Genomic DNA, 18,784 nt, shown 5'->3' with positions numbered 1-18,784 from the left:
CCGGCCCCCCCCCCCCCCCCCCCCCCCCCCCCCCCCCCCCCCCCCCCCCCCCCCCCCCCCCCCCCCCCCCCCCCCCCCCCCCCCCCCCCCCCCCCCCCCCCCCCCCCCCGCGGGTCAGGGGCGGTGCTCGGCCGGCACCGGCGAGCCGACGTCGGCCGTCCCGGCCGTGCCTGGCGAGTGCTTCCGCTCGGCCGCGCGCAGCGGGCCCTCGGTGTCGGGCACGCCGTCGCCGTCGGTGTCCGGCGCCGGCTTCACCGACAGGACGAAGTCGTCCCCGTGGTGCCGGATGCCGTGCACGACCGCCTGCTCGACGGCCTCCACCGCCGCGGTCCGGCGCAGCACGAGCGGGTCCGAGCGCACGTCCTTGGCCAGCGAGACCGCCAGCCCGACCATCACCAGCGCGAACGGCAGCGCGGCGATGATCGTCAGGTTCTGCAGCCCGGTCAGGGCCTCGTCGCCGCCGACCAGCAGCATGATGGCCGCCACGGCGCCCATGACGACGCCCCAGAAGATCACCGTCCGCCTGCTCGGCTCCAACGTGCCGCGCTCCGACAGCGAGCCCATGACGATCGAGGCGGCGTCGGCGCCGGAGACGAAGAAGATCGCCACCAGCACCATGACCAGCACCGTCATGAGCGTGGCCAGCGGGTAGGTGCCCAGCACGCCGAACAGCTGACCCTCGGACGTCGACTGCCCTGCGACGTCGGCGCCGTCCCGCTGGGCCGCGATGCCCGCGCCGCCGAAGATCGCGAACCAGACCAGGCTGACCACCGACGGGACCAGCAGCACACCGCTCACGAACTGGCGGATCGTGCGGCCGCGGCTGATCCGCGCGATGAACAGCCCGACGAACGGCGTCCAGCTGATCCACCAGGCCCAGTAGAAGACCGTCCAGCCGCGCAGCCACTCCGCCATCGCGTCGCCGCCGCTGGCCTCGGTCCGCCCGGCCATCTCGGCCAGGTCGGCGAAGTACGCGCCGATCGCGCCGGGGACCAGGTTGAGGATCAGCACCGTGGGGCCGACGACGAAGACGAACAGCGCCAGCACCCCGGCCAGCACCATGTTGATGTTGGACAGCCACTGGATGCCCTTGGCCACGCCGGACACCGCCGAGGCCACGAACGCCGCGGTCAGCACCGCGATGATCGCGACGAGCGCTCCGTTGCCGACGTCCCCCAGCCAGCCGAGGATCTCCACGCCGCTGCCGATCTGCAGCGCACCGAGGCCCAGCGAGGCCGCGGAGCCGAACAGCGTGGCGAAGATCGCCAGGACGTCGATGAACTTGCCCGCCGGGCCCTCCGTGCGCCGGCGGCCGAACAGCGGCGCGAAGGCGGAGCTGATCAGCTGCGGGCGGCCGCGGCGGAACGTGCCGTAGGCGATCGCCAGCCCGACGACGGCGTAGATCGCCCACGGGTGCAGGCTCCAGTGGAACAGCGTGGTGGCCATCGCCGTGGAGACCGCCTCGGGCGTCTCCGCCTCGACGGTGCGCGGCGGCGGCGACACGTAGTGCGTGAGCGGCTCGCTGACGCCGAAGAACATCAGCCCGATGCCCATGCCGGCGCTGAACATCATCGCGATCCACGAGACCGTGCGGAACTCCGGCGCCTCGTCGTCGCGGCCCAGCGGGATGCGCCCGTAGCGGCTGGCGGCCAGCCAGATCACGAAGACGACGAAGGCCGAGGCGAGCAGGACGAACAACCAGCCGAGGTTGGTCTCGATCCAGGTCAGCGCGGTGCCGCTGGTGCTGCCGAGGTTCGACGGGGCGAGGAAGCCCCACGCGACGAAGGCCAGCGCGACGGCGGCGGCGACGCCGAACACCGTGGTGTCGAGGTGCCCGCTGCGGGCGGCCGGGCCGCGGGGTGGCTGGGCGAGCGCGGGGTGGACGGTGGCGCCGCCCGGGCCGTCCGCGGCGTCGGCCGGCGCCTGGGCGGGCGGGGTCGTGGTCGGGTTCTGGGTCAAGGTTCCTCCGGCGCCGCGGGCGGCGCCCCTCCGTTCGTCTCGAGGGCGCAGCCGACCGGCGTTGGCCGGCGCACCGCCCTACACGGTCCGCACAACCCGTCCCGGCTGCAAACCGACCGGTCACCGACGGGCGGGGCGCTCCCCCGACCGGGTGGTCCCCGGCGCCCGGGCCACGGCACGGGAGACTGGGCCGATGGAGCTGCCCAGCGCCCTGTACGTGCCGACCGGGGACCGGTTCGACGCGACCGCCCTGACCATCGGCCCGTGGGACCCCGGCCTGCAGCACGCCGGCCCGCCGGCCGCCCTGCTGGCCCGCGAGGTGGAGCGGGCCGGCGGCATCGCCGGCGGCCAGACGGTCCGGCTGACCTACGACATCCTCGGCCCCGTCCCCGTGGGACCGGTCCGGACCACCGCGCGCGTCGTGCGGCCGGGCCGCCGCATCGAACTGGTCGAGGCCGTGCTGGACGCCGGCGACGACCGCCCGCTCATGCGGCTGTCGGCCTGGCGGATGCGCACCCGCACCGAAGGGCTCCCCGCCGCCGTGCCGGGGGCCGCGCCCGAGCTGCCGCACCCCGCACCGGAGGGCCCGCTGGCCGCGCGGCGGGACGAGGCCGCCTTCTTCAGCTCCGAGGTCGCCTACCACCGGGCGCTCGAGTGGCGCTTCGCCTCGGGCAGCTTCAACTCCCCCGGCCCGGCCGCCGCCTGGACCCGCCCGCAGTGCACCCTGGTGGAGGGCGAGCCGATCTCCCCGCTCCAGCACCTGCTGGTCATGACCGACGCCGCCAGCGGGATCTCGGCGGTGCTGGACTGGAGCAGCGCCACCTTCGCCAACGTGGACCTGGGCGTGGCGCTGCACCGGCCGCCGCGGGGCGAGTGGCTGGGCATGGACGCCACGACGGTGCTGGGCGACGCCGGCGCCGCGCAGTGCACCGCCGTGCTGTTCGACGCGGAGGGGCCGATCGGCCGCTCGACGCAGTCGCTGTTCGTGGAACCGCGATGACGACCGGATCGACGAGGAAGGACGCTCCGTGGGGGACTCGCTGAGAGAGGTCCTGGACTGGCTGGCCGGGCGCGGGCTCGAGGTGGTCCTGATCATCCTGGGCTCGGTGCTGCTCGCCCGCTTCGTGGGCTGGGCCGGCAGCCGGATCACCGACCGGATCGACGCGCGGTACACCGGCGGCGACGCGCTCGTGCGCTCCGAGGCGGCCAAGCACCGGCACTCGCTCACGCAGGTCGTCACCTGGACGGCGGTCGTCCTGATCTACGCCGTCGCGGTGTTCTTCGTCCTCGACCGGCTCGGCGTGCCCATCACCGGCCTGGTCGCGCCGGCCACCGTTCTGGGCGTCGGCCTGGGCTTCGGTGCCCAGCGGATCGTCGGCGACGTCCTGGCCGGCTTCTTCCTCATCACCGAGCGGCAGTACGGCTTCGGCGACGTCGTGTCCATCCAGGTCGTGGGCGGCGGCGACCCGGCCGAGGGCACCGTCGAGGACGTGACGCTGCGGGTGACCCGGGTGCGCTCGGCCAACGGCGAGGTCGTGACCGTGCCCAACGGGCAGATCGTCAAGGTCGTCAACCTGTCCCGCGACTGGGCGCGCGCCGTCATCGACGTGCCCGTCCCCTCCGACGCCGACGTCAACCGGGTCAACGAGATCCTGCGCGAGGTGGGCCGTGCCGCGTTCCGCGACCCGGCGCTGCGGCCGCTGCTGCTCGACCCGCCCACCGTCATGGGCGTGGAGAGCCTGGGCCTGGACGAGGTGAACGTCCGCGTCGTGGCCCGCACCCTGCCCGGCAAGCAGTTCGAGGTCGGCCGCGACCTGCGGGTCCGCATCGTGCTGGCCTTCCGGGCCCAGGGCATGCAGGTCACCCCGCCCCCGGCGGCCGGTGACGCGGAGACCAAGCAGTTCGCGCGCGACGGGGAGGACGCATGACCGCGCCGCAGGACGGCACCGCGCCCCAGCCGGTCGCCACGCCCACGGTGAGCACCGCCCCCACCAGCGGGGCGACGCCGCCCACCGAGCGCGGGCGGTGGCGCTGGGGCGCCGTACCCCACCACCTGGGCCGCGCCCGCACCTCCACCGTGGTCCTCTCGCTGCTGTTCCTCGCGATCTTCACGCTGTACCTCGGCGTCCGCCCGGACCCGACGGGCACGGGCACCGACCCGGCCGGGGGCAGCAGCGAGGTGGAGGCGCCGGTGGTCCCGGTGGTGCCGGTGCCGACGACGACGCCGGAGCCCTCGGAGGAGCCGGCGCCCACCCCGACCCCGACGCCCTCGCGGACGTCCGAGACCCCCACGACGAGCCCCGCACCCACCTCGACGAGCCCCGGCACCACCGCGCCGAGCACCTCGCCGGGCAGCCCGACCGGGACGCCGGGGACCACCGGACCCAGCGCCGACACGACCGAGGAGGAGGCACCCGCGACGTCGTCGCCGGCCACACCGTGACCGAAGCGGTACGGACCTCCCGGGACGGATCGGCGCAGCGCAAGGCAAGATCAGGCGTCTGCCCCGCCCGAAGGAGACCCCGCATCGTGTCCGCTCGCTCCCTGACCCGCCGCGCCGCGACCGCCGTCGCGGCCGCCACCACCGCCGCGCTGGTCCTCACCGGCTGCGGTGACGACTCCGACAGCTCGGGCTCCTCCGAGACCCCGGCCGCCGACGAGAGCCTGCCCTCGGTCGAGGTCGACGACGAGCTGGCCGCGCGGGTACCCGCCGAGATCAGCGAGGACGGGACGATCACCGTCGGCACGGACACCAGCTACGCCCCGAGCGAGTTCATCGCCGAGGACGGCGAGACGATCGTCGGCTTCGACATCGACCTGTTCACGCTGGTCGCCCAGAAGCTCGGCCTCGAGGCGGAGTTCGAGTCGGCCTCGTTCGACTCCATCATCGCCGGCGTGGGCTCGGACCGGTACGAGGTCGGCGTCTCCTCGTTCACGATCAACCCCGACCGGCTCGCCGAGGCCACCATGGTCAGCTACTTCTCCGCCGGCACCCAGTGGGCGGTCCAGGCGGGCAACCCGGAGGACGTCGACGCCGACAACGCCTGCGGGAAGAGCATCGCCGTCCAGCGGGGCACGGTGCAGGTCGACGACATCACCGCCCGCTCGGCCGAGTGCGAGGCCGCCGGCGAGGAGGCGATCGACATCCAGCAGTTCGAGGGCCAGGACGAGGCCACCGCCGCGATCGTCTCCGGCCGGGTCGACGCCGGTCTCGCCGACTCCCCGGTCATGGCCTACGCCGTCCAGCAGACGAACGACCAGCTCGAGCTGCTCGGCGACATCTACGACTCGGCGCCCTACGGCTACGTCGTCCCCCAGGCCTCGACCGAGCTCGCCCAGGTCCTCGCCGACGCGCTCGCCGCGCTGATCGAGGACGGCAGCTACGCCGAGGTCCTCGAGAAGTGGGGCGTCGAGGCCGGCGCCATCGAGACACCCGAAGTCAACCCGGCCGGCTGACCCCTCCCGCTCCGCCGATGCCCGACGACACGAGCACGACACCGGCACCGCCCGAACCGATCCGGGCGGTGCCGGTCCGGCATCCCGGTCGCTGGATCGCCACCGCCGTCATCGCTGTGCTGGTGGCCATGTTCGTCCACATGCTGGTCACCAACCCGGTGTTCCGGTGGGACTTCATGGTCGACAACATGTTCAGCGAAGGCGTCCTCCGGGGTGCGCGGACCACGCTGGTCATGACCGTGCTGGCGATGGTCATCGGCATCGCCCTGGGCATCGTGCTGGCGGTCATGCGGCTGTCGTCGAACCCCGTCGTCGCCGGCGCCGCGTGGGTCTACATCTGGTTCTTCCGCGCCATCCCGCGCATCGTGCTGCTGTTCTTCTCGGCCAGCCTGGGGGCGCTGTACTCCACCTACGAGCTGGGCTTCCCCTTCGACCAGCAGCTCATGGACCTGTTCGGCATCACGGGCGACTGGCGCTTCCTCAGCCTGGACGGCAACGACATCTTCCGCGGGTTCGTCGCCGGCCTGATCGGGCTGGCGCTCTCCGAGGCCGCCTACGCGGCGGAGATCGTCCGGGCCGGCATCCAGTCGGTCGACCCCGGGCAGACGGAGGCGGCCGCCGCCCTGGGCATGAGCCGCGCGAAGACGATGCGCCGGATCGTGCTGCCGCAGGCGATGCGGGTGATCATCCCGCCGATGGGCAACGAGACGATCGCGATGCTCAAGGACACCTCGCTGCTCATCGCGGTGCCCGTGACCAACGAGCTCAACTTCCAGCTGCGCGCCATCGGCAGCCGTACCTTCCAGGTCATCCCGATGGCCGTGGCATCGATCCTCTGGTACCTCGCGCTGGCCAGCCTGCTGATGGTCGGGCAGTACTTCCTCGAGAAGCGGTTCAGCCGCGGTTTCGGCAGCCGGGAGACCCGGCAGCAGCGGGCGGCCCGCCGGGCCACCGAGGTCGGGAGCACGCATTGAGCAGCGCGATGAGCAGCCCGGCGGCCGGCAGCGCCGTCCCGCCGATGGTGGAGGCCGAGGGGGTGCACAAATCCTTCGGGCACGTCGAGGTGCTCAAGGGCATCGACCTGGAGGTCGCCCCGCGCGAGGTCATGTGCATCGTCGGGCCGTCGGGGTCGGGCAAGTCCACCTTCCTGCGCTGCATCAACCACCTCGAGCGGATCGACGCCGGGCGGCTGTCGGTCGACGGCCACCTCGTGGGCTACCGCGAGAAGGACGGCAAGCTGCACGAGCTCCGCGACTCCGAGGTCGCCGCCCAGCGCCGCGAGATCGGCATGGTGTTCCAGCGCTTCAACCTGTTCCCGCACATGACCGCGCTGGAGAACGTCGTCGAGGCGCCGGTGCAGGTCAAGGGCGTGAGCAAGGCCGACGCCCGCGAGCGGGGCGCGGCCCTGCTCGAGCGCGTCGGGCTCGGCGACCGGGTGCACAACTACCCGAACCAGCTCTCCGGCGGTCAGCAGCAGCGGGTGGCCATCGCCCGGGCGCTGGCGATGGAGCCCAAGCTCATGCTCTTCGACGAGCCCACCTCGGCCCTGGACCCGGAGCTGGTCGGCGAGGTCCTCGACGTCATGCGCGGGCTGGCCGACGACGGCATGACGATGGTCGTGGTCACCCACGAGATGGGGTTCGCCCGCGAGGTCGGCGACAGCCTGGTGTTCATGGACGACGGCGCCGTCGTCGAGGCCGGCGACCCGCGAAGGGTGCTCACCGACCCGCAGCACGAGCGCACCCGGGCGTTCCTCTCGAAGGTGCTGTGAAGGCCGAGCCGTCCGCCCTGTGACCCGTGTTCCACGTGGGACATCGCGCGTGCCTAAGATCACCGTGGCTCACGAGAGGCAGTGCGAAGCACCTGGCTGACTGCCCGGCAACCTCCTACTCCGTCTGAGGTGCTCCAGGGGAAGAGCCGGCTGTCGCGGCGCCCGCCGCGAGGGCAAGGACGGAGCTCCCGTGCGCCGCGGGGTCTCCCGAGCGAGAGGAGACGGCGCATGAGCGACCCGCAGAGCTGGAGCTTCGAGACCCGGCAGATCCACGCCGGGACCAGCCCGGACCCCACCACCGGGGCCCGCGCCCTGCCCATCTACGCGACCACCAGCTACCAGTTCCGCGACAGCCAGCACGCCGCGGACCTGTTCGCGCTGGCCGAGATGGGCAACATCTACACCCGGATCATGAACCCGACGCAGGACGCGCTGGAGCAGCGCGTGGCCTCGCTCGAGGGCGGCGTCGCCGCGCTCGCGGTCTCCTCCGGGCAGGCCGCGGAGACCCTGGCCATCCTCAACCTGGCCGAGGCCGGCGACCACGTCGTCGCCTCCGCCTCGCTGTACGGCGGCACGTACAACCTGCTGCACCACTCGCTGCCCAAGCTGGGCATCACCGTCTCCTTCGTCGAGGACCCCGACGACCCGGAGGCCTGGCAGGCCCTGGTCCAGGAGAACACCCGCGCCTTCTACGCCGAGACCATCGGCAACCCGAAGGGCGACATCCTCGACATCGAGGCCGTCGCCGGCGTCGCGCACCGCAACGGCGTCCCGCTGATCGTCGACAACACGGTGGCCACGCCGTACCTGATCCGCCCGTTCGAGTTCGGCGCCGACATCGTCGTGCACTCGGCCACGAAGTACCTCGGCGGCCACGGCACCGCGATCGCCGGCCTCATCGTCGACGGCGGCACGTTCGACTGGCGCGGCGGCAAGCACCCGATGTTCACCACGGCCGACCCGACGTACCACGGCGTCGTCTACGCCGACCTCGGTGCGCCGGCCTACGCCCTCAAGGCCCGCGTGCAGCTGCTCCGCGACCTCGGCCCGGCCATCTCGCCGTTCAACGCCTTCCTCGTCGTGCAGGGCATCGAGACGCTGTCGCTGCGCATGGAGCGGCACGTGGCCAACGCCCAGCGGGTCGCCGAGTTCCTCGAGGCGCACGACGCCGTCGACCGGGTGAACTACGCCGGCCTGCCCACCAACCAGTGGCACGCCGCGCAGCAGAAGTACGCCCCGAAGGGCGCCGGCGCGGTCCTCACCTTCGAGCTGCACGGCGGCAAGGAGGCCGGGCAGAAGTTCGTCGAGGCGCTCGAGCTGCACAGCCACGTCGCGAACATCGGCGACGTGCGCTCGCTGGTCATCCACCCGGCGTCGACCACGCACTCGCAGCTCACCCCCGAGGAGCAGCTGACCACCGGCGTCACCCCCGGCCTGGTGCGCCTGGCCGTGGGCCTGGAGGGCATCGAGGACATCCTGGCCGACCTCGAGGCCGGGTTCCGGGCCGCCAAGCAGGCCTGACGCGATGGGTGGGTGGGTCGAGGGGGATCCGGTCGGTGACCGGATCTTCCTCGACCTGCCCGCCACCTCGCTCGAGCGCGGCGGCCGGCTGCCGTCGGTGCGGGTGGCCTACGAGACGTGGGGCACGCTCGCGCCCGACCGCGGCAACGCGGTGCTGGTCGAGCACGCGCTGACCGGCGACAGCCACGTCGTCGGCGCCGCCGGTCCCGGGCACCCGACCGGCGGCTGGTGGGAGGGGCTGGTCGGCCCCGGCCGCCCGCTGGACACCGACCGCTGGTTCGTCGTCTGCGCCAACGTGCTCGGCGGCTGCCAGGGGACGACCGGGCCTGGCTCGCTCGCCCCTGACGGCGCGCGGTGGGGGTCGCGGTTCCCCGAGGTGACCGTCGGCGACCAGGTGCAGGTCGAGGTGGCGCTGGCCGACGCGCTCGGCGTGGACCGCTGGGCGTGCGTCGTCGGCGGCTCCATGGGCGGCATGCGGGCGCTGGAGTGGGCGGTCGCGCTGCCGGAGCGGGTCGGCTCGCTGTTCTTCCTCGCGTCCGGGGCGGCGGCCAGCGGCGACCAGATCGGCACGCAGAGCACCCAGCAGGCGGCGGTGCGGGCCGATCCGCGGTGGCGCGGCGGCGACTTCGACCCGGCCGACCCACCGGTGGACGGGCTGGGGGTGGCCCGACGGATCGCCCACCTCACCTACCGCAGCGCCCTGGAGCTCGACGCGCGGTTCGGCGCCCGCGTGCAGGAGGACGGGCGCTACGCCGTCGCCTCCTACCTGGACCACCACGCCGACAAGCTGGTCGGCCGGTTCGACGCCGGCAGCTACGTGGTGCTCACCGAGGCGATGAACTCCTGGGACGTCGGCCGCGGTCGCGGTGGCGTCGAGGCGGCGCTGGCCCGGATCACCGCGCGCACCGTCGTCGCCGGCATCGACAGCGACCGGCTCTACCCGCCGGCGCTGCAGCGGCGGGTCGCCGACGCGCTCGGCGTGCCGCTGCGGCTGATCCCGTCCCCGTACGGCCACGACGGCTTCCTCGTGGAGGTGCCCGCCGTCGGTGCACTGCTGGGCGAGCTGCTCGCCTAGCCATCGCCCGCCGCCGGCGCCGGCCTCGGCAGACTGTCCCTCGTGGACGACGACCTGCGCGCGCTGCGCGACGCCTGCGATCGCGCGCTCACCGGGCACGGGGAGTGGCGGGCGGAGACGCTGCTGGCCACCATCCCGGCCGGCACGGAGCCCGACCGCTACGGCGCGGGCGGCGTGGTGGTCGAGCTGGAGGCCGAGGTCGCCGCGCTGCTGGGGAAGCCGGCGGCGGTCTACCTGCCCAGCGGCGTGATGGCGCAGCAGGCGGCGCTGCGGGTGCACGCGGAGCGCCGCGCCCGCCGGACCGTGCTCTGCCATCCGGAGAGCCACCTGCTGGCCCACGAGGAGCAGGCGTTCGAGCGGCTGCACGGCCTGGTCCTGCGGCCCGTGGGCGGGCGCCACTCGCTGCTGCTGCGCGCCGACCTCGACGCCGTGGCCGAGCGCCCGGCGGCGCTGCTGGTCGAGCTGCCGCAGCGCGACCTCGGCGGGCAGCAGCCCGCCTTCGAGGACGTCGTCGCCCAGGCGGAGTGGGCGCACGAGCGCGGCGCGGCGGCGCACCTCGACGGCGCCCGGCTGTGGGAGGCCGCGGCCGGCTACGGCCGCTCCCCCGCCGAGGTGGCCGGGCCCTTCGACACCGTCTACGTCAGCTTCTACAAGGGCATCGGCGCGCTGGCCGGCTGCTGCCTGGCCGGCCCGGAGGACGTCGTCGCCGAGGTGCGGGAATGGCGCCGCCGGCTGGGCGGCACGCTGTTCGGCCTGTGGCCGGGTGCGGCGTCGGCGCTGAGCTGCCTGCGCCGGCGGCTGCCACTCATGCCGGCCTACCTGGAGCGCGCCCGGGCGGTGGCCGACGCCGTCCGCGACCTGCCCGGGGTCACCGTCGTCCCCGATCCCCCGCAGACGCCGATGCTGCACCTGCTGCTGCGCACCTCCCGGGAGGCGTTCACGGCGGCCGGCCGGCAGTTGGCGGAGGACGGGCTGTGGACGTGGGAGCAGCCGACCGTCACCGGCGACCCGGGGACGGTGCGGGTGGAGCTGCCGGTGGGCGACGCGACGCTGGCGCTCGGGATCGACGAGATCCGCACCGCGATCGCGGCCCTGGCGGGCTGATCAGCCCTCCAGGCGGCGCACCCGGCGGGCTCCCTCGAGCCGGTCGCTGTAGGCCTTCGCGTTGTACGCGATGTGCAGCTGGTCGTCGTCGGTGGCCTCGCGCATGACCTTCGCCGGGACGCCGGCGATCAGCGACCGGGGCGGGAACACCTTGCCCTGGGTGACGACGGCGCCGGCGGCCACGATCGAGCCCGAGCCGATGTGCGCGCCGTTCATGACCACGCTGCCCATGCCGACCAGGACGTCGTCGTCGATGCGGGCGCCGTGCAGCACGACCCGGTGGCCCACCGACACCCGGTCACCCACGACCAGCGGGAAGCCGGGGTCGGAGTGCAGCGTGCAGCCGTCCTGGATGTTCGAGTCGGCGCCGATCTCGATCACCTCGGCGTCGGCCCGCGCGACCGCGCCGTACCAGATGCTCGACCGCGGGCCCATCGTCACCGCGCCCACGACGACCGCCGTGGGGGCGACGAACGCCTCGTCGTCGATCGCGGGGGTGCCGAAGTCCAGGGCGCCGATGAAGTTCTCCACGCCGCGAACCTAGATCAGCCCGTGGGCGTGCACCGCCTCGGCCACCTCGAGGAAGCCGGCCACGTTGGCGCCCAGCACGAGGTCACCGGGGGCCCCGTAGTCCTCGGCGGTCTCGTGGCAGCGCGCGTGGATGCCCCGCATGATCTCCTCGAGCTTGGCCTCGCTGTGCTCGAAGCTCCACCGGTCGCGGGAGGCGTTCTGCTGCATCTCCAGCGCCGATGTCGCCACGCCACCGGCGTTGGCCGCCTTCCCCGGCGCGAAGCCGATGCCCGCGGCGCGGAAGAGCGACACCGCGTCGGGGGTGGTGGGCATGTTGGCGCCCTCGACGACGTACTGGCAGCCGTTGCTGGCGAGCGTGCGGGCCGCCTTCCCGTCCAGCTCGTTCTGGGTGGCGCTGGGCACCGCGACCTCGCAGGGCACGTCCCAGATGCTGCCCTGCGCGACGAAGTGGGCGCGGTCGACCCGGTCGGCGTAGTCGCTGATCCGCCCGCGCTCGACCTCCTTGACCTGCTTGAGCACCTCGAGGTCGATGCCGCCCTCGTCGACGACGTAGCCGCTGGAGTCCGAGCACGCCACGACGCGGCCGCCGAGCTGGTGCACCTTCTCGATGCCGTAGACGGCGACGTTGCCCGAGCCGCTGATCACCACCCGGCGCCCGTCGAAGGACTCGCCGCGGGCCCGCATCATCGCGTCGGCGAAGAAGGCGGCGCCGTAGCCGGTGGCCTCGGTGCGCACCAGCGCGCCGCCCCAGCCCAGCCCCTTGCCGGTGATGACGCCGGACTCGTAGCGGTTGGTGATCCGCTTGTACTGGCCGAACAGGTAGCCGACCTCGCGGGCGCCGACGCCGATGTCACCGGCCGGCACGTCGGTGTACTCGCCGAGGTGCCGGTAGAGCTCGGTCATGAACGACTGGCAGAAGCGCATGACCTCGGCGTCCGAGCGGCCCTTGGGGTCGAAGTCCGAGCCGCCCTTGCCGCCGCCGATCGGCATGCCGGTGAGCGCGTTCTTGAACACCTGCTCGAAGCCCAGGAACTTGACGATGCCCAGGTTCACCGACGGGTGGAAGCGCAGCCCGCCCTTGTACGGGCCGAGCGCGGAGTTGAACTCGACGCGGAAGCCCCGGTTGATCTGCACCTCGCCGCGGTCGTCCTGCCACGGCACGCGGAAGATGATCTGCCGCTCGGGTTCGCAGATCCGCTCGATCGTCTTCATCTCGGCGTACTCGCTGTGCCGGCCGAGCACGACCGCCAGCGACTCGAGCACCTCGTGGACGGCCTGGTGGAACTCGGCCTCGCCGGGGTTGCGCCGCAGCACCTCGGCGTAGATCTCCTGCACCTTCGCAGGGACGTCCACGTGCACGGGGTCCTCCTGACCGGCGAGAGAGCGGGGGAGGATCAAGGTACGCGCGCGGGCGCGCCGGTCAGGTCGGCACCTCCGCCAGCGCCGCCGGGACCTGCCCCGGGAGCTCGCGGGCGAGGAAACCCAGCCGGCCCACGGACTGCGCCAGCCGCTCGCCCGCGCGGCCGTGCAGCCACGCCGCCCAGACCGCCGCCTGCGCGGGCTCGGCGCCCCGGGCCAGCAGCCCGCCGGTGATGCCCGCCCGCACGTCCCCGGAGCCGGACACCCCGAGGCCGTCGTTGCCGCTCTCGTCGCGCCACATCCGCCCGTCGGGCGCGGCGATCCACGACGTCGCCCCGCCGAGCCCGACGACCGCCCGCGTGCGGCCGGCGAGGTCGGCGGCGGCGCCCGCCGGGTCCTCGTCGACGGCGTCCTCCTCGACGTGCAGCGCGTAGGCGGCCTCGGTCGGGTTGGGGGTCAGCACGACCCGGCCGGCCAGGTGGTGCACGCAGCCGTCGTCGGCGGTGACCACGGCGAGGCCGAGCGCGTCGAGGGCCAGCGGACCGCGCAGGTGCGGCAGCAGCCGCTCGCCGAAGCCCTGGGTGGCCTCCTTGTCGCCCATGCCGGGCCCGATGAGGACGGCGTCCGCCGCCTCGGCCAGGTCCCGGACGACGTCGGCCGCGTCCGGGGCGATGGCGCCCCCGTCGGTCTGCGGCAGGGCGCGCACGAGCGCCTCGGGCAGCGCGGTGGCCACGTGCGGCGCCATCGAGGCGACGGTCGCCACCTGCAGCTTGCCCGCGCCGGCCCGCATCGCCGCCTCGGCGGCCAGCAGCACCGCGCCGAGGGTCTCGGTGCTGCCGCCGATCACCAGGATCGACCCCCGGGCGTTCTTGCCGCCGCTGGGCTCGGGCAGCGCCCAGCCCTGCAGCACCTCGGGGGTGACGGTGGTGGCGTCAGGCCTGTTCGACGGCATCGGGCTCCTCGGTGACGTGCTCGTGCTCGGCGACCAGGTGGTCGACCTCGTTGAAGGCGGCGAGCCGGAAGGCGCCCGACTCCTCCCGCTCGTAGCGGGTGAGCGAGGCGTTGGCCACCTGCTCCTCGCGGTCGACGGCGAGCAGCTCCTGCTCGGTCAGCTCCTCGAGCACGTACCGGAAGACCATGATCACCGCCTGGTGGGCGACGACGACCAGCCGCTCGCAGTCGTGCCGCAGGCCCTCGGTGGCCAGCAGGCTGCGGATGCGCAGCGCGACGTCGGCCCAGCTCTCCCCGCCCGGGGGCCGGTAGTAGAACTTGCCCAGCAGGTCGCGGCGCTCGGCCTCGTCGGGGAACTGCTCGCGGATCCCGGCGCCGGTCATCCGGTCGAAGGCGCCGAAGTCGCGCTCGCGCAGCCGCTCGTCGGTGCGCACGCGCAGGCCCAGGTCCGCCGTCGCCAGGCGGGCGGTGGTCAGCGCCCGCTCGAAGGGGGAGCTGAGCACCGCCGTCGGCCGCTGGTCCTCCGGCAGCCTGGCCAGCCAGTCGCCCAGCGCCTCGGCCTGCGATCGGCCGGTGTCCGACAGCGGGACGTCGGGGTCGCGCACGTCGAGGTCGAGCCGGCCGGCCCCCGCGCGCTGCGCGTGCGCGTCGGCGACGTTGCCCATGCTCTCGCCGTGCCGGACGAGCCACAGCACCGACGGCCCCGGTTCCCTGCTCGCCACCTGCGGCTCCCGTCCCGGCCGCGCCGCGCGGCCCTCCGCCCGGCTCTAGCCGCGCGCGCGGATCCCGAAACCGTCACCCCCGGCGGGCAGGATGGCGCCGTGACGCTGCCCACGGACCTGCCGGTGCGCGCCTTCGCCGACCAGGCGGAGCTGGAGGCATGGCTCGAGGCCGAGCACCTGACCGCGCCCGGGTTGTACGTGAAGATCGCCAAGAAGGCCTCGGGCGTCCCCTCGGTGAACTGGGAGCAGATGGTCGAGGTGCTGCTGTGCTTCGGCTGGATCGACGGCCGCGCCAACCGGCTCGACGACTCCTTCTACCTCCAGCGGATCACGCCGCGGCGGCCGAAGAGCGTGTGGTCGCTCAAGAACGTCGCCACCGTCGAGCGGCTGACCGCCGAGGGGCGGATGCGCCCCGCCGGGCTGGCCGCGGTGGAGGCGGCGAAGGCCGACGGCCGCTGGGACCGGGCGTACGCCGGCCCGGCGACGATCACGGTGCCGGACGACCTGACCGCGGCCCTCGACGCCGTCCCGGCGGCCCGGGCGGCGTTCGACCGGCTCGGCGGCCAGGACCGGTACTCCGTGCTGCACCGGGTGCACACGGCGACCACCGACGCCACCCGGGCGAAGCGGATCGCCGCGGCGGTCGAGCAGCTGGCCGGCGGCGGCGATCAGCCCGCGTAGGTGCTCGGTCGCTCCAGCCAGAAGCGCGCGTCCCGCCGGCGCCACCACAGCATCAGGCCGGCGCCCGCGAGCATCACGCCGACACCGATGACCAGCGGCGGCCCGACGCCCAGCCACGCCTGCCCGGTGTAGGAGTTCTCCGCGTCGGCGAGGTCGCGCACGGAGAGCACCAGCAGCCAGGTGAGCATCGAGGCGCCGGCCAGCGGGCCCACCCCGAGGAGCAGCAGGTTGCGGACGCTGCCGAGCAGCTGCCTCCGGAAGTACACCGCGCAGGCCAGTCCGGTGAGGGCGTAGTACAGCGCGATCAGCAGCGACAGCCCGGTGATCGAGTCGAACAGCGCGTTCTCGCTGATCAGGCTCACGCCGACGTACCAGGCCGCGCCGACCCCGGCGACCCACCAGGTGGAGACGTCGGGGGTGCGGTGCCGCGGCGAGATCGAGGCGAAGCGGCGCGGGAGGGCGGCCCGCCGCGCCATCGACAGGCCGGTCCGCGACGCCGGGATGATCGTGGTCTGCGTCGAGGCGATCGCCGAGGTGGCCACGGCCAGCAGGACCACCCAGTCCCAGCCGCCCAGCGCCTCCGACGAGAGCAGCGCGAACACCGCCTCCTCCTCGTCGGCGTTCCCGGCCAGCCACGCGGTGCCGGCGAACGCGACCACCGCCGTCGCCACGCCCAGGTAGGTGACCAGCAGGACGACGGTGGACCAGACGCCGGCCCGGCCGGGTGCCCGCAGCGGGTCGCGGGTCTCCTCGGTGAGGTTGACCGCCGACTCCCAGCCCCAGTAGGCGAACACGCCCAGCAGCAGCCCGCCGGTCAGCGCGGCGCCGCCGGAGCCGAAGGGGTCCAGCCAGCTCCACTCCGGCGTGAGCCCGCCGAACGGGCTGTCGCCCCGGACCCCGCGCACCAGCGCCACGACGGCGAAGACGACGAGCGCGACGGTCTGCGCCACGATCAGGCCGTTCTGCAGCCGGGCCGAGAGCTCCGTGCCCCGCACGCAGATCGCCGCCATGAGCACGACGAGCAGCACCGAGAGCCCCCGGACGACCAGGGTCGACTCCGTCCAGCCGTCCAGGCCCACCGCGAGCAGGGTGAACCGCACGCCCACCTCGGCCAGCGAGCCGAGCACGAGGACGCCGGTCATCGCGATCGCCCAGCCGCCGAGCCACCCCGCCCACGGGCCCAGGGCGCGCGTGACCCAGGAGAACGTGGTCCCGCAGTCGGGGTCGACCCGGTTGAGCGCGGCGAAGGCGCCGGCGATCAGCAGCATCGGCAGGAACGAGGCGAGCAGCACGCCGGGTGCGTGCACGCCCACCAGGGCGACGATCGGCCCGAGGACGGCGGCCAGCGAGTACGCCGGCGAGGTCGCCGCCAGCCCGATGACGAGGGTGTCGAGGAAGCCGACGGCATCGGGGCGGAGCGTCGCCGTCGCGCGGGAGCCGGTCGAGGTGGTGGTCACCCGGGGCGGCGGGTCGGAGCGGTCACCGCTCGATTGTGCAACCGCCGCGACAGCTGCCTGTGCCGGGTCAGCCGCCGAGGCGGATGCCGAACCGGTAGCCGCGCTGGTCGACGCTGGTGACGGCGACGGGCTTCCCGTAGGTGCGGGCGTGCACGACCATGCCGTCGCCGATGTAGAGCGCCACGTGGCTGATCGGCGTGTAGTAGAAGACCAGGTCGCCGGGCTGCAGCTCCTCGCGGGAGACCTGCCGGCCGAGCTGGGACTGGGCCCGGCTCGAGTGCGGCAGCGTCACGCCGGCGGCTGCGTAGGCGTACGAGGTGAGACCGGAGCAGTCGAAGGCGTCGGGGCCGCTCGCGCCGCCCTGGTAGCGGTCGCCGACCTGGGCCAGCGCCGCCTGGATGGCCACGGCAGCGGCGGATCCGGGGACGACGGGCAGCTCGGCGACCGAGGGGGCCTGGATCGAGCGGCCGGCGACGGCGGTGGTCAGGCGGGCCTGCTCCTCGGCCGAGAGCCGGTCGAAGTCGGCCTGGTAGGCGGCCGCGCGGCGCTCGACCTCGGCCTTCTGCTCCCGGAGCTGCGCCGCGGCGGCCTCGGCGAGCTCGGCCGCGGCGTCGGCGGCGGCCTGCGCCTCGCGGGCGGTGTTCTGCGCCACGGCGGCCTGGGCGACGATCGCGTTCGTGCGGGTGGCGATCAGGTCCAGCGTCGTCATCTGCTGGACGAGCACGTCCGCCGACGAGCCGCCGAGGAAGGCGGCCATCCGCGACTGCGTCCGGCCGGTGTAGCCGCTCTGGGCGATGGCGCGCAGCTGCGGCTCGAACACGGCCAGCGCCGCGTGGGCGGCGGTGGCCCCCTCGGCGGCGACCGCGGCGGCCTGGCGCTGGGCGGCGACGGCCAGCTCGGCCTCGTGCAGCTGCTCGTCGACGGCGGTGAGCTCCTGGGCGGCCGTGCGCATGGCCTCGCGGGCCTCGGCGACGGTGGTGGGCGCGGCGCCGGCCGGTGACGGGGCGAGGACGCCCGTGGCGACGGCGGCGAGCGCGGCGCCCAGGGCCAGGACGGCCCGGGAGCGGCGGCGCGGGGTCGTGCGTGCGGACTGCACCGTCGGCCTCCGATCGAGCTGCGCCGGCGCCGGGGAAGGGCACTCGTGATGCGCGTCGACACGCACCGTAGGGAGGTCGTGTCGACGTGTAGCCGACGGCGCGCGGGACGGGAAGGGGTGTGCGCCTCCCGTTCGTCCCACCCGGCACATCGGCCCCGCGAGGCGCAGGAGGCCCGCCGGCGTCAGCGCCGGGGGTGGCGGGCGGTCCCGTCCGCGCCGCGGTCGGCGGCGAGCGGGACCAGCCGGTCCGCGACGACGCCGGTGACGAAGGAGTAGACGGCCTTGTGGCCCACGTCGACCACGCGGTCGCCGCGGGACCAGGTCCACGGGGGCGAACCGACGCCGGTGGCGTTCTCCAGCGTCTGGTCGGTGGCCAGCCGGACGGAGGCGTGCCAGGCCGACGCCCGCCAGCCGCGCAGTCCGGACGCCGACCAGATCCCGCGCAGGGCTCCGACCGCAGCACCGGTACCCCAGTGCATGAGGTGGTTCCGCACCAGGGGCCGGGCGGAGCCGGGCAGTCGCCGGCCGGTGGTCACCGCGGTGAGGGTCCGGGCGGGGACGTAGGAGTTCGGGCGGGCGGTGAGGGACTGCTCCACCTTTTCGACGGAGGTCATCACCGCGACGCCGGCCAGGCCCGCCAGAGCACCGCGCAGCGCGGCTCGTCCAAGCATGCGAGAGCCCCTACCCGCGATGCGGGCAGGGGCAACGCGGTCGTTCAGCCGGCGAGCGGCTCCTGCACCTGCAGGCCGGCGACGGTCTGGAAGTCGCGCAGGATCGCGGACAGCTCGTCGGCCGTCCACGCCTCGCAGCAGCCGCACTCGCCGTCGGCGAAGCTGACCAGACCCAGGCGGCCACCGGCCTGGTCCTCGTCGATGGCGAGGTTGCCGGCCGACGGGTGGCGGTGGCAGGCGCAGGCCGTGGCGCACAGGCCCAGGCCCCAGCCGGAGATGACGACGGTGTGGCCGTCGTCGCGGACCTTGCCGACCTGGAAGACGGACGGCTTGTGACTCCTGGTCATGGGAGTCCTCCCCTCGACAGCCCGTTCCGCGGAGCCGGGCCCGTGCGTGTTGTCCGAAAAAAGGAGCTGCAGAAGGTTTCGGC

Annotated in this window: 19 protein-coding genes and 1 riboswitch; of the genes, 10 read left to right on the top strand and 9 right to left on the bottom strand. The window is 74.3% G+C overall.

Annotated features, from left to right (window positions below; translation table 11 throughout):
- Positions 1 to 114: 114 nt before the first annotated feature.
- Positions 115 to 1,959 (bottom strand): BCCT family transporter, encoded by a 1,845-nt coding sequence (locus tag ACI79H_RS13570; RefSeq protein WP_456554927.1) that lies wholly within the window; start codon positions 1,957 to 1,959, stop codon positions 115 to 117.
- 193 nt (positions 1,960 to 2,152) lie between these two features.
- On the opposite strand from ACI79H_RS13570, the gene ACI79H_RS13565 reads away from it, so the two are divergent.
- The 9 genes from ACI79H_RS13565 to ACI79H_RS13525 all read left to right on the top strand — a co-directional run bounded on the left by ACI79H_RS13565 (position 2,153) and on the right by ACI79H_RS13525 (position 10,886).
- On the top strand, positions 2,153 to 2,959 hold the full coding sequence (locus tag ACI79H_RS13565; protein WP_456554926.1) for a thioesterase family protein: 807 nt from the start codon (positions 2,153 to 2,155) through the stop codon (positions 2,957 to 2,959).
- A gap of 28 nt (positions 2,960 to 2,987) precedes the next feature.
- The gene (locus ACI79H_RS13560) at positions 2,988 to 3,887 is read left to right on the top strand and encodes a mechanosensitive ion channel family protein (protein WP_456554925.1); all 900 of its coding nucleotides are present in this window, start codon (positions 2,988 to 2,990) and stop codon (positions 3,885 to 3,887) included.
- The gene (locus tag ACI79H_RS13555) at positions 3,884 to 4,402 is read left to right on the top strand and encodes a hypothetical protein (protein WP_456554924.1); all 519 of its coding nucleotides are present in this window, start codon (positions 3,884 to 3,886) and stop codon (positions 4,400 to 4,402) included. Before ACI79H_RS13560 ends, ACI79H_RS13555 begins: the two co-directional genes overlap by 4 nt.
- A gap of 86 nt (positions 4,403 to 4,488) precedes the next feature.
- Positions 4,489 to 5,415: an ABC transporter substrate-binding protein gene (locus tag ACI79H_RS13550; protein ID WP_456554923.1), complete on the top strand. Its 927-nt coding sequence runs from the start codon at positions 4,489 to 4,491 to the stop codon at positions 5,413 to 5,415.
- A gap of 17 nt (positions 5,416 to 5,432) precedes the next feature.
- Positions 5,433 to 6,389, top strand: a complete 957-nt coding sequence (locus ACI79H_RS13545) for an amino acid ABC transporter permease (RefSeq protein ID WP_456554922.1) — start codon at positions 5,433 to 5,435, stop codon at positions 6,387 to 6,389.
- An 8-nt stretch (positions 6,390 to 6,397) separates the two neighbouring features.
- A complete protein-coding gene (locus tag ACI79H_RS13540; RefSeq protein ID WP_456554921.1) occupies positions 6,398 to 7,186 on the top strand; it encodes an amino acid ABC transporter ATP-binding protein in 789 nt (262 codons plus the stop codon).
- A 67-nt stretch (positions 7,187 to 7,253) separates the two neighbouring features.
- A riboswitch (SAM riboswitch) is annotated at positions 7,254 to 7,372 on the top strand.
- Between the two features lie 42 nt (positions 7,373 to 7,414).
- Positions 7,415 to 8,707 (top strand): bifunctional o-acetylhomoserine/o-acetylserine sulfhydrylase, encoded by a 1,293-nt coding sequence (locus ACI79H_RS13535; RefSeq protein WP_456554920.1) that lies wholly within the window; start codon positions 7,415 to 7,417, stop codon positions 8,705 to 8,707.
- 4 nt (positions 8,708 to 8,711) lie between these two features.
- On the top strand, positions 8,712 to 9,782 hold the full coding sequence (gene metX / locus ACI79H_RS13530) for a homoserine O-acetyltransferase MetX (RefSeq protein ID WP_456554919.1): 1,071 nt from the start codon (positions 8,712 to 8,714) through the stop codon (positions 9,780 to 9,782).
- 42 nt (positions 9,783 to 9,824) lie between these two features.
- Positions 9,825 to 10,886 carry a threonine aldolase family protein gene (locus tag ACI79H_RS13525; RefSeq protein ID WP_456554918.1) on the top strand — a complete coding sequence of 354 codons (1,062 nt, stop codon included), beginning with the start codon at positions 9,825 to 9,827 and terminating at the stop codon, positions 10,884 to 10,886.
- Here ACI79H_RS13525 and ACI79H_RS13520 read toward each other — a convergent pair whose 3' ends face one another.
- The 4 genes from ACI79H_RS13520 to ACI79H_RS13505 all read right to left on the bottom strand — a co-directional run bounded on the left by ACI79H_RS13520 (position 10,887) and on the right by ACI79H_RS13505 (position 14,449).
- The gene (locus tag ACI79H_RS13520) at positions 10,887 to 11,417 is read right to left on the bottom strand and encodes a gamma carbonic anhydrase family protein (protein WP_456554917.1); all 531 of its coding nucleotides are present in this window, start codon (positions 11,415 to 11,417) and stop codon (positions 10,887 to 10,889) included.
- 9 nt (positions 11,418 to 11,426) lie between these two features.
- Positions 11,427 to 12,770, bottom strand: a complete 1,344-nt coding sequence (gdhA, locus tag ACI79H_RS13515) for an NADP-specific glutamate dehydrogenase (protein WP_456554916.1) — start codon at positions 12,768 to 12,770, stop codon at positions 11,427 to 11,429.
- A 67-nt stretch (positions 12,771 to 12,837) separates the two neighbouring features.
- Positions 12,838 to 13,728 carry an NAD(P)H-hydrate dehydratase gene (locus ACI79H_RS13510; protein ID WP_456554915.1) on the bottom strand — a complete coding sequence of 297 codons (891 nt, stop codon included), beginning with the start codon at positions 13,726 to 13,728 and terminating at the stop codon, positions 12,838 to 12,840.
- On the bottom strand, positions 13,709 to 14,449 hold the full coding sequence (locus ACI79H_RS13505) for a histidine phosphatase family protein (protein ID WP_456554914.1): 741 nt from the start codon (positions 14,447 to 14,449) through the stop codon (positions 13,709 to 13,711). Before ACI79H_RS13505 ends, ACI79H_RS13510 begins: the two co-directional genes overlap by 20 nt.
- A gap of 99 nt (positions 14,450 to 14,548) precedes the next feature.
- On the opposite strand from ACI79H_RS13505, the gene ACI79H_RS13500 reads away from it, so the two are divergent.
- Entirely contained in the window at positions 14,549 to 15,130 is a 582-nt protein-coding gene (locus ACI79H_RS13500) for a YdeI/OmpD-associated family protein (RefSeq protein ID WP_456554913.1), read from the top strand.
- Here ACI79H_RS13500 and ACI79H_RS13495 read toward each other — a convergent pair.
- From ACI79H_RS13495 to ACI79H_RS13480, 4 genes are all read right to left on the bottom strand, one after another.
- Positions 15,118 to 16,587: an APC family permease gene (locus tag ACI79H_RS13495; RefSeq protein WP_456554912.1), complete on the bottom strand. Its 1,470-nt coding sequence runs from the start codon at positions 16,585 to 16,587 to the stop codon at positions 15,118 to 15,120. The genes ACI79H_RS13500 and ACI79H_RS13495 overlap by 13 nt on opposite strands.
- Positions 16,588 to 16,654: 67 nt before the next feature.
- Entirely contained in the window at positions 16,655 to 17,683 is a 1,029-nt protein-coding gene (locus tag ACI79H_RS13490) for a C40 family peptidase (protein WP_456554911.1), read from the bottom strand.
- A 182-nt stretch (positions 17,684 to 17,865) separates the two neighbouring features.
- On the bottom strand, positions 17,866 to 18,354 hold the full coding sequence (locus ACI79H_RS13485; protein ID WP_456554910.1) for a hypothetical protein: 489 nt from the start codon (positions 18,352 to 18,354) through the stop codon (positions 17,866 to 17,868).
- 44 nt (positions 18,355 to 18,398) lie between these two features.
- Positions 18,399 to 18,701 carry a hypothetical protein gene (locus ACI79H_RS13480; protein ID WP_456554909.1) on the bottom strand — a complete coding sequence of 101 codons (303 nt, stop codon included), beginning with the start codon at positions 18,699 to 18,701 and terminating at the stop codon, positions 18,399 to 18,401.
- Positions 18,702 to 18,784: the final 83 nt, after the last annotated feature.

Source organism: Blastococcus sp. SYSU D01042 (genome assembly GCF_054050515.1).
The sequence above is the reverse complement of the archived record's forward strand: the minus strand, read 5'-3'. Positions and strand labels throughout refer to the sequence as shown.

Excerpts from the sequence above, each read along its gene's own strand:
- ACI79H_RS13555 (WP_456554924.1), top strand. The coding sequence starts at position 3,884 with ATGACCGCGCCGCAGGACGGCACCGCGCCCCAGCCGGTCGCCACGCCC.
- ACI79H_RS13485 (WP_456554910.1), bottom strand. The coding sequence starts at position 18,354 with ATGCTTGGACGAGCCGCGCTGCGCGGTGCTCTGGCGGGCCTGGCCGGC.
- ACI79H_RS13545 (WP_456554922.1), top strand. The coding sequence starts at position 5,433 with ATGCCCGACGACACGAGCACGACACCGGCACCGCCCGAACCGATCCGG.
- ACI79H_RS13565 (WP_456554926.1), top strand. The coding sequence starts at position 2,153 with ATGGAGCTGCCCAGCGCCCTGTACGTGCCGACCGGGGACCGGTTCGAC.
- metX (WP_456554919.1), top strand. The coding sequence starts at position 8,712 with ATGGGTGGGTGGGTCGAGGGGGATCCGGTCGGTGACCGGATCTTCCTC.
- ACI79H_RS13480 (WP_456554909.1), bottom strand. The coding sequence starts at position 18,701 with ATGACCAGGAGTCACAAGCCGTCCGTCTTCCAGGTCGGCAAGGTCCGC.
- ACI79H_RS13510 (WP_456554915.1), bottom strand. The coding sequence starts at position 13,728 with ATGCCGTCGAACAGGCCTGACGCCACCACCGTCACCCCCGAGGTGCTG.
- ACI79H_RS13540 (WP_456554921.1), top strand. The coding sequence starts at position 6,398 with ATGAGCAGCCCGGCGGCCGGCAGCGCCGTCCCGCCGATGGTGGAGGCC.
- ACI79H_RS13535 (WP_456554920.1), top strand. The coding sequence starts at position 7,415 with ATGAGCGACCCGCAGAGCTGGAGCTTCGAGACCCGGCAGATCCACGCC.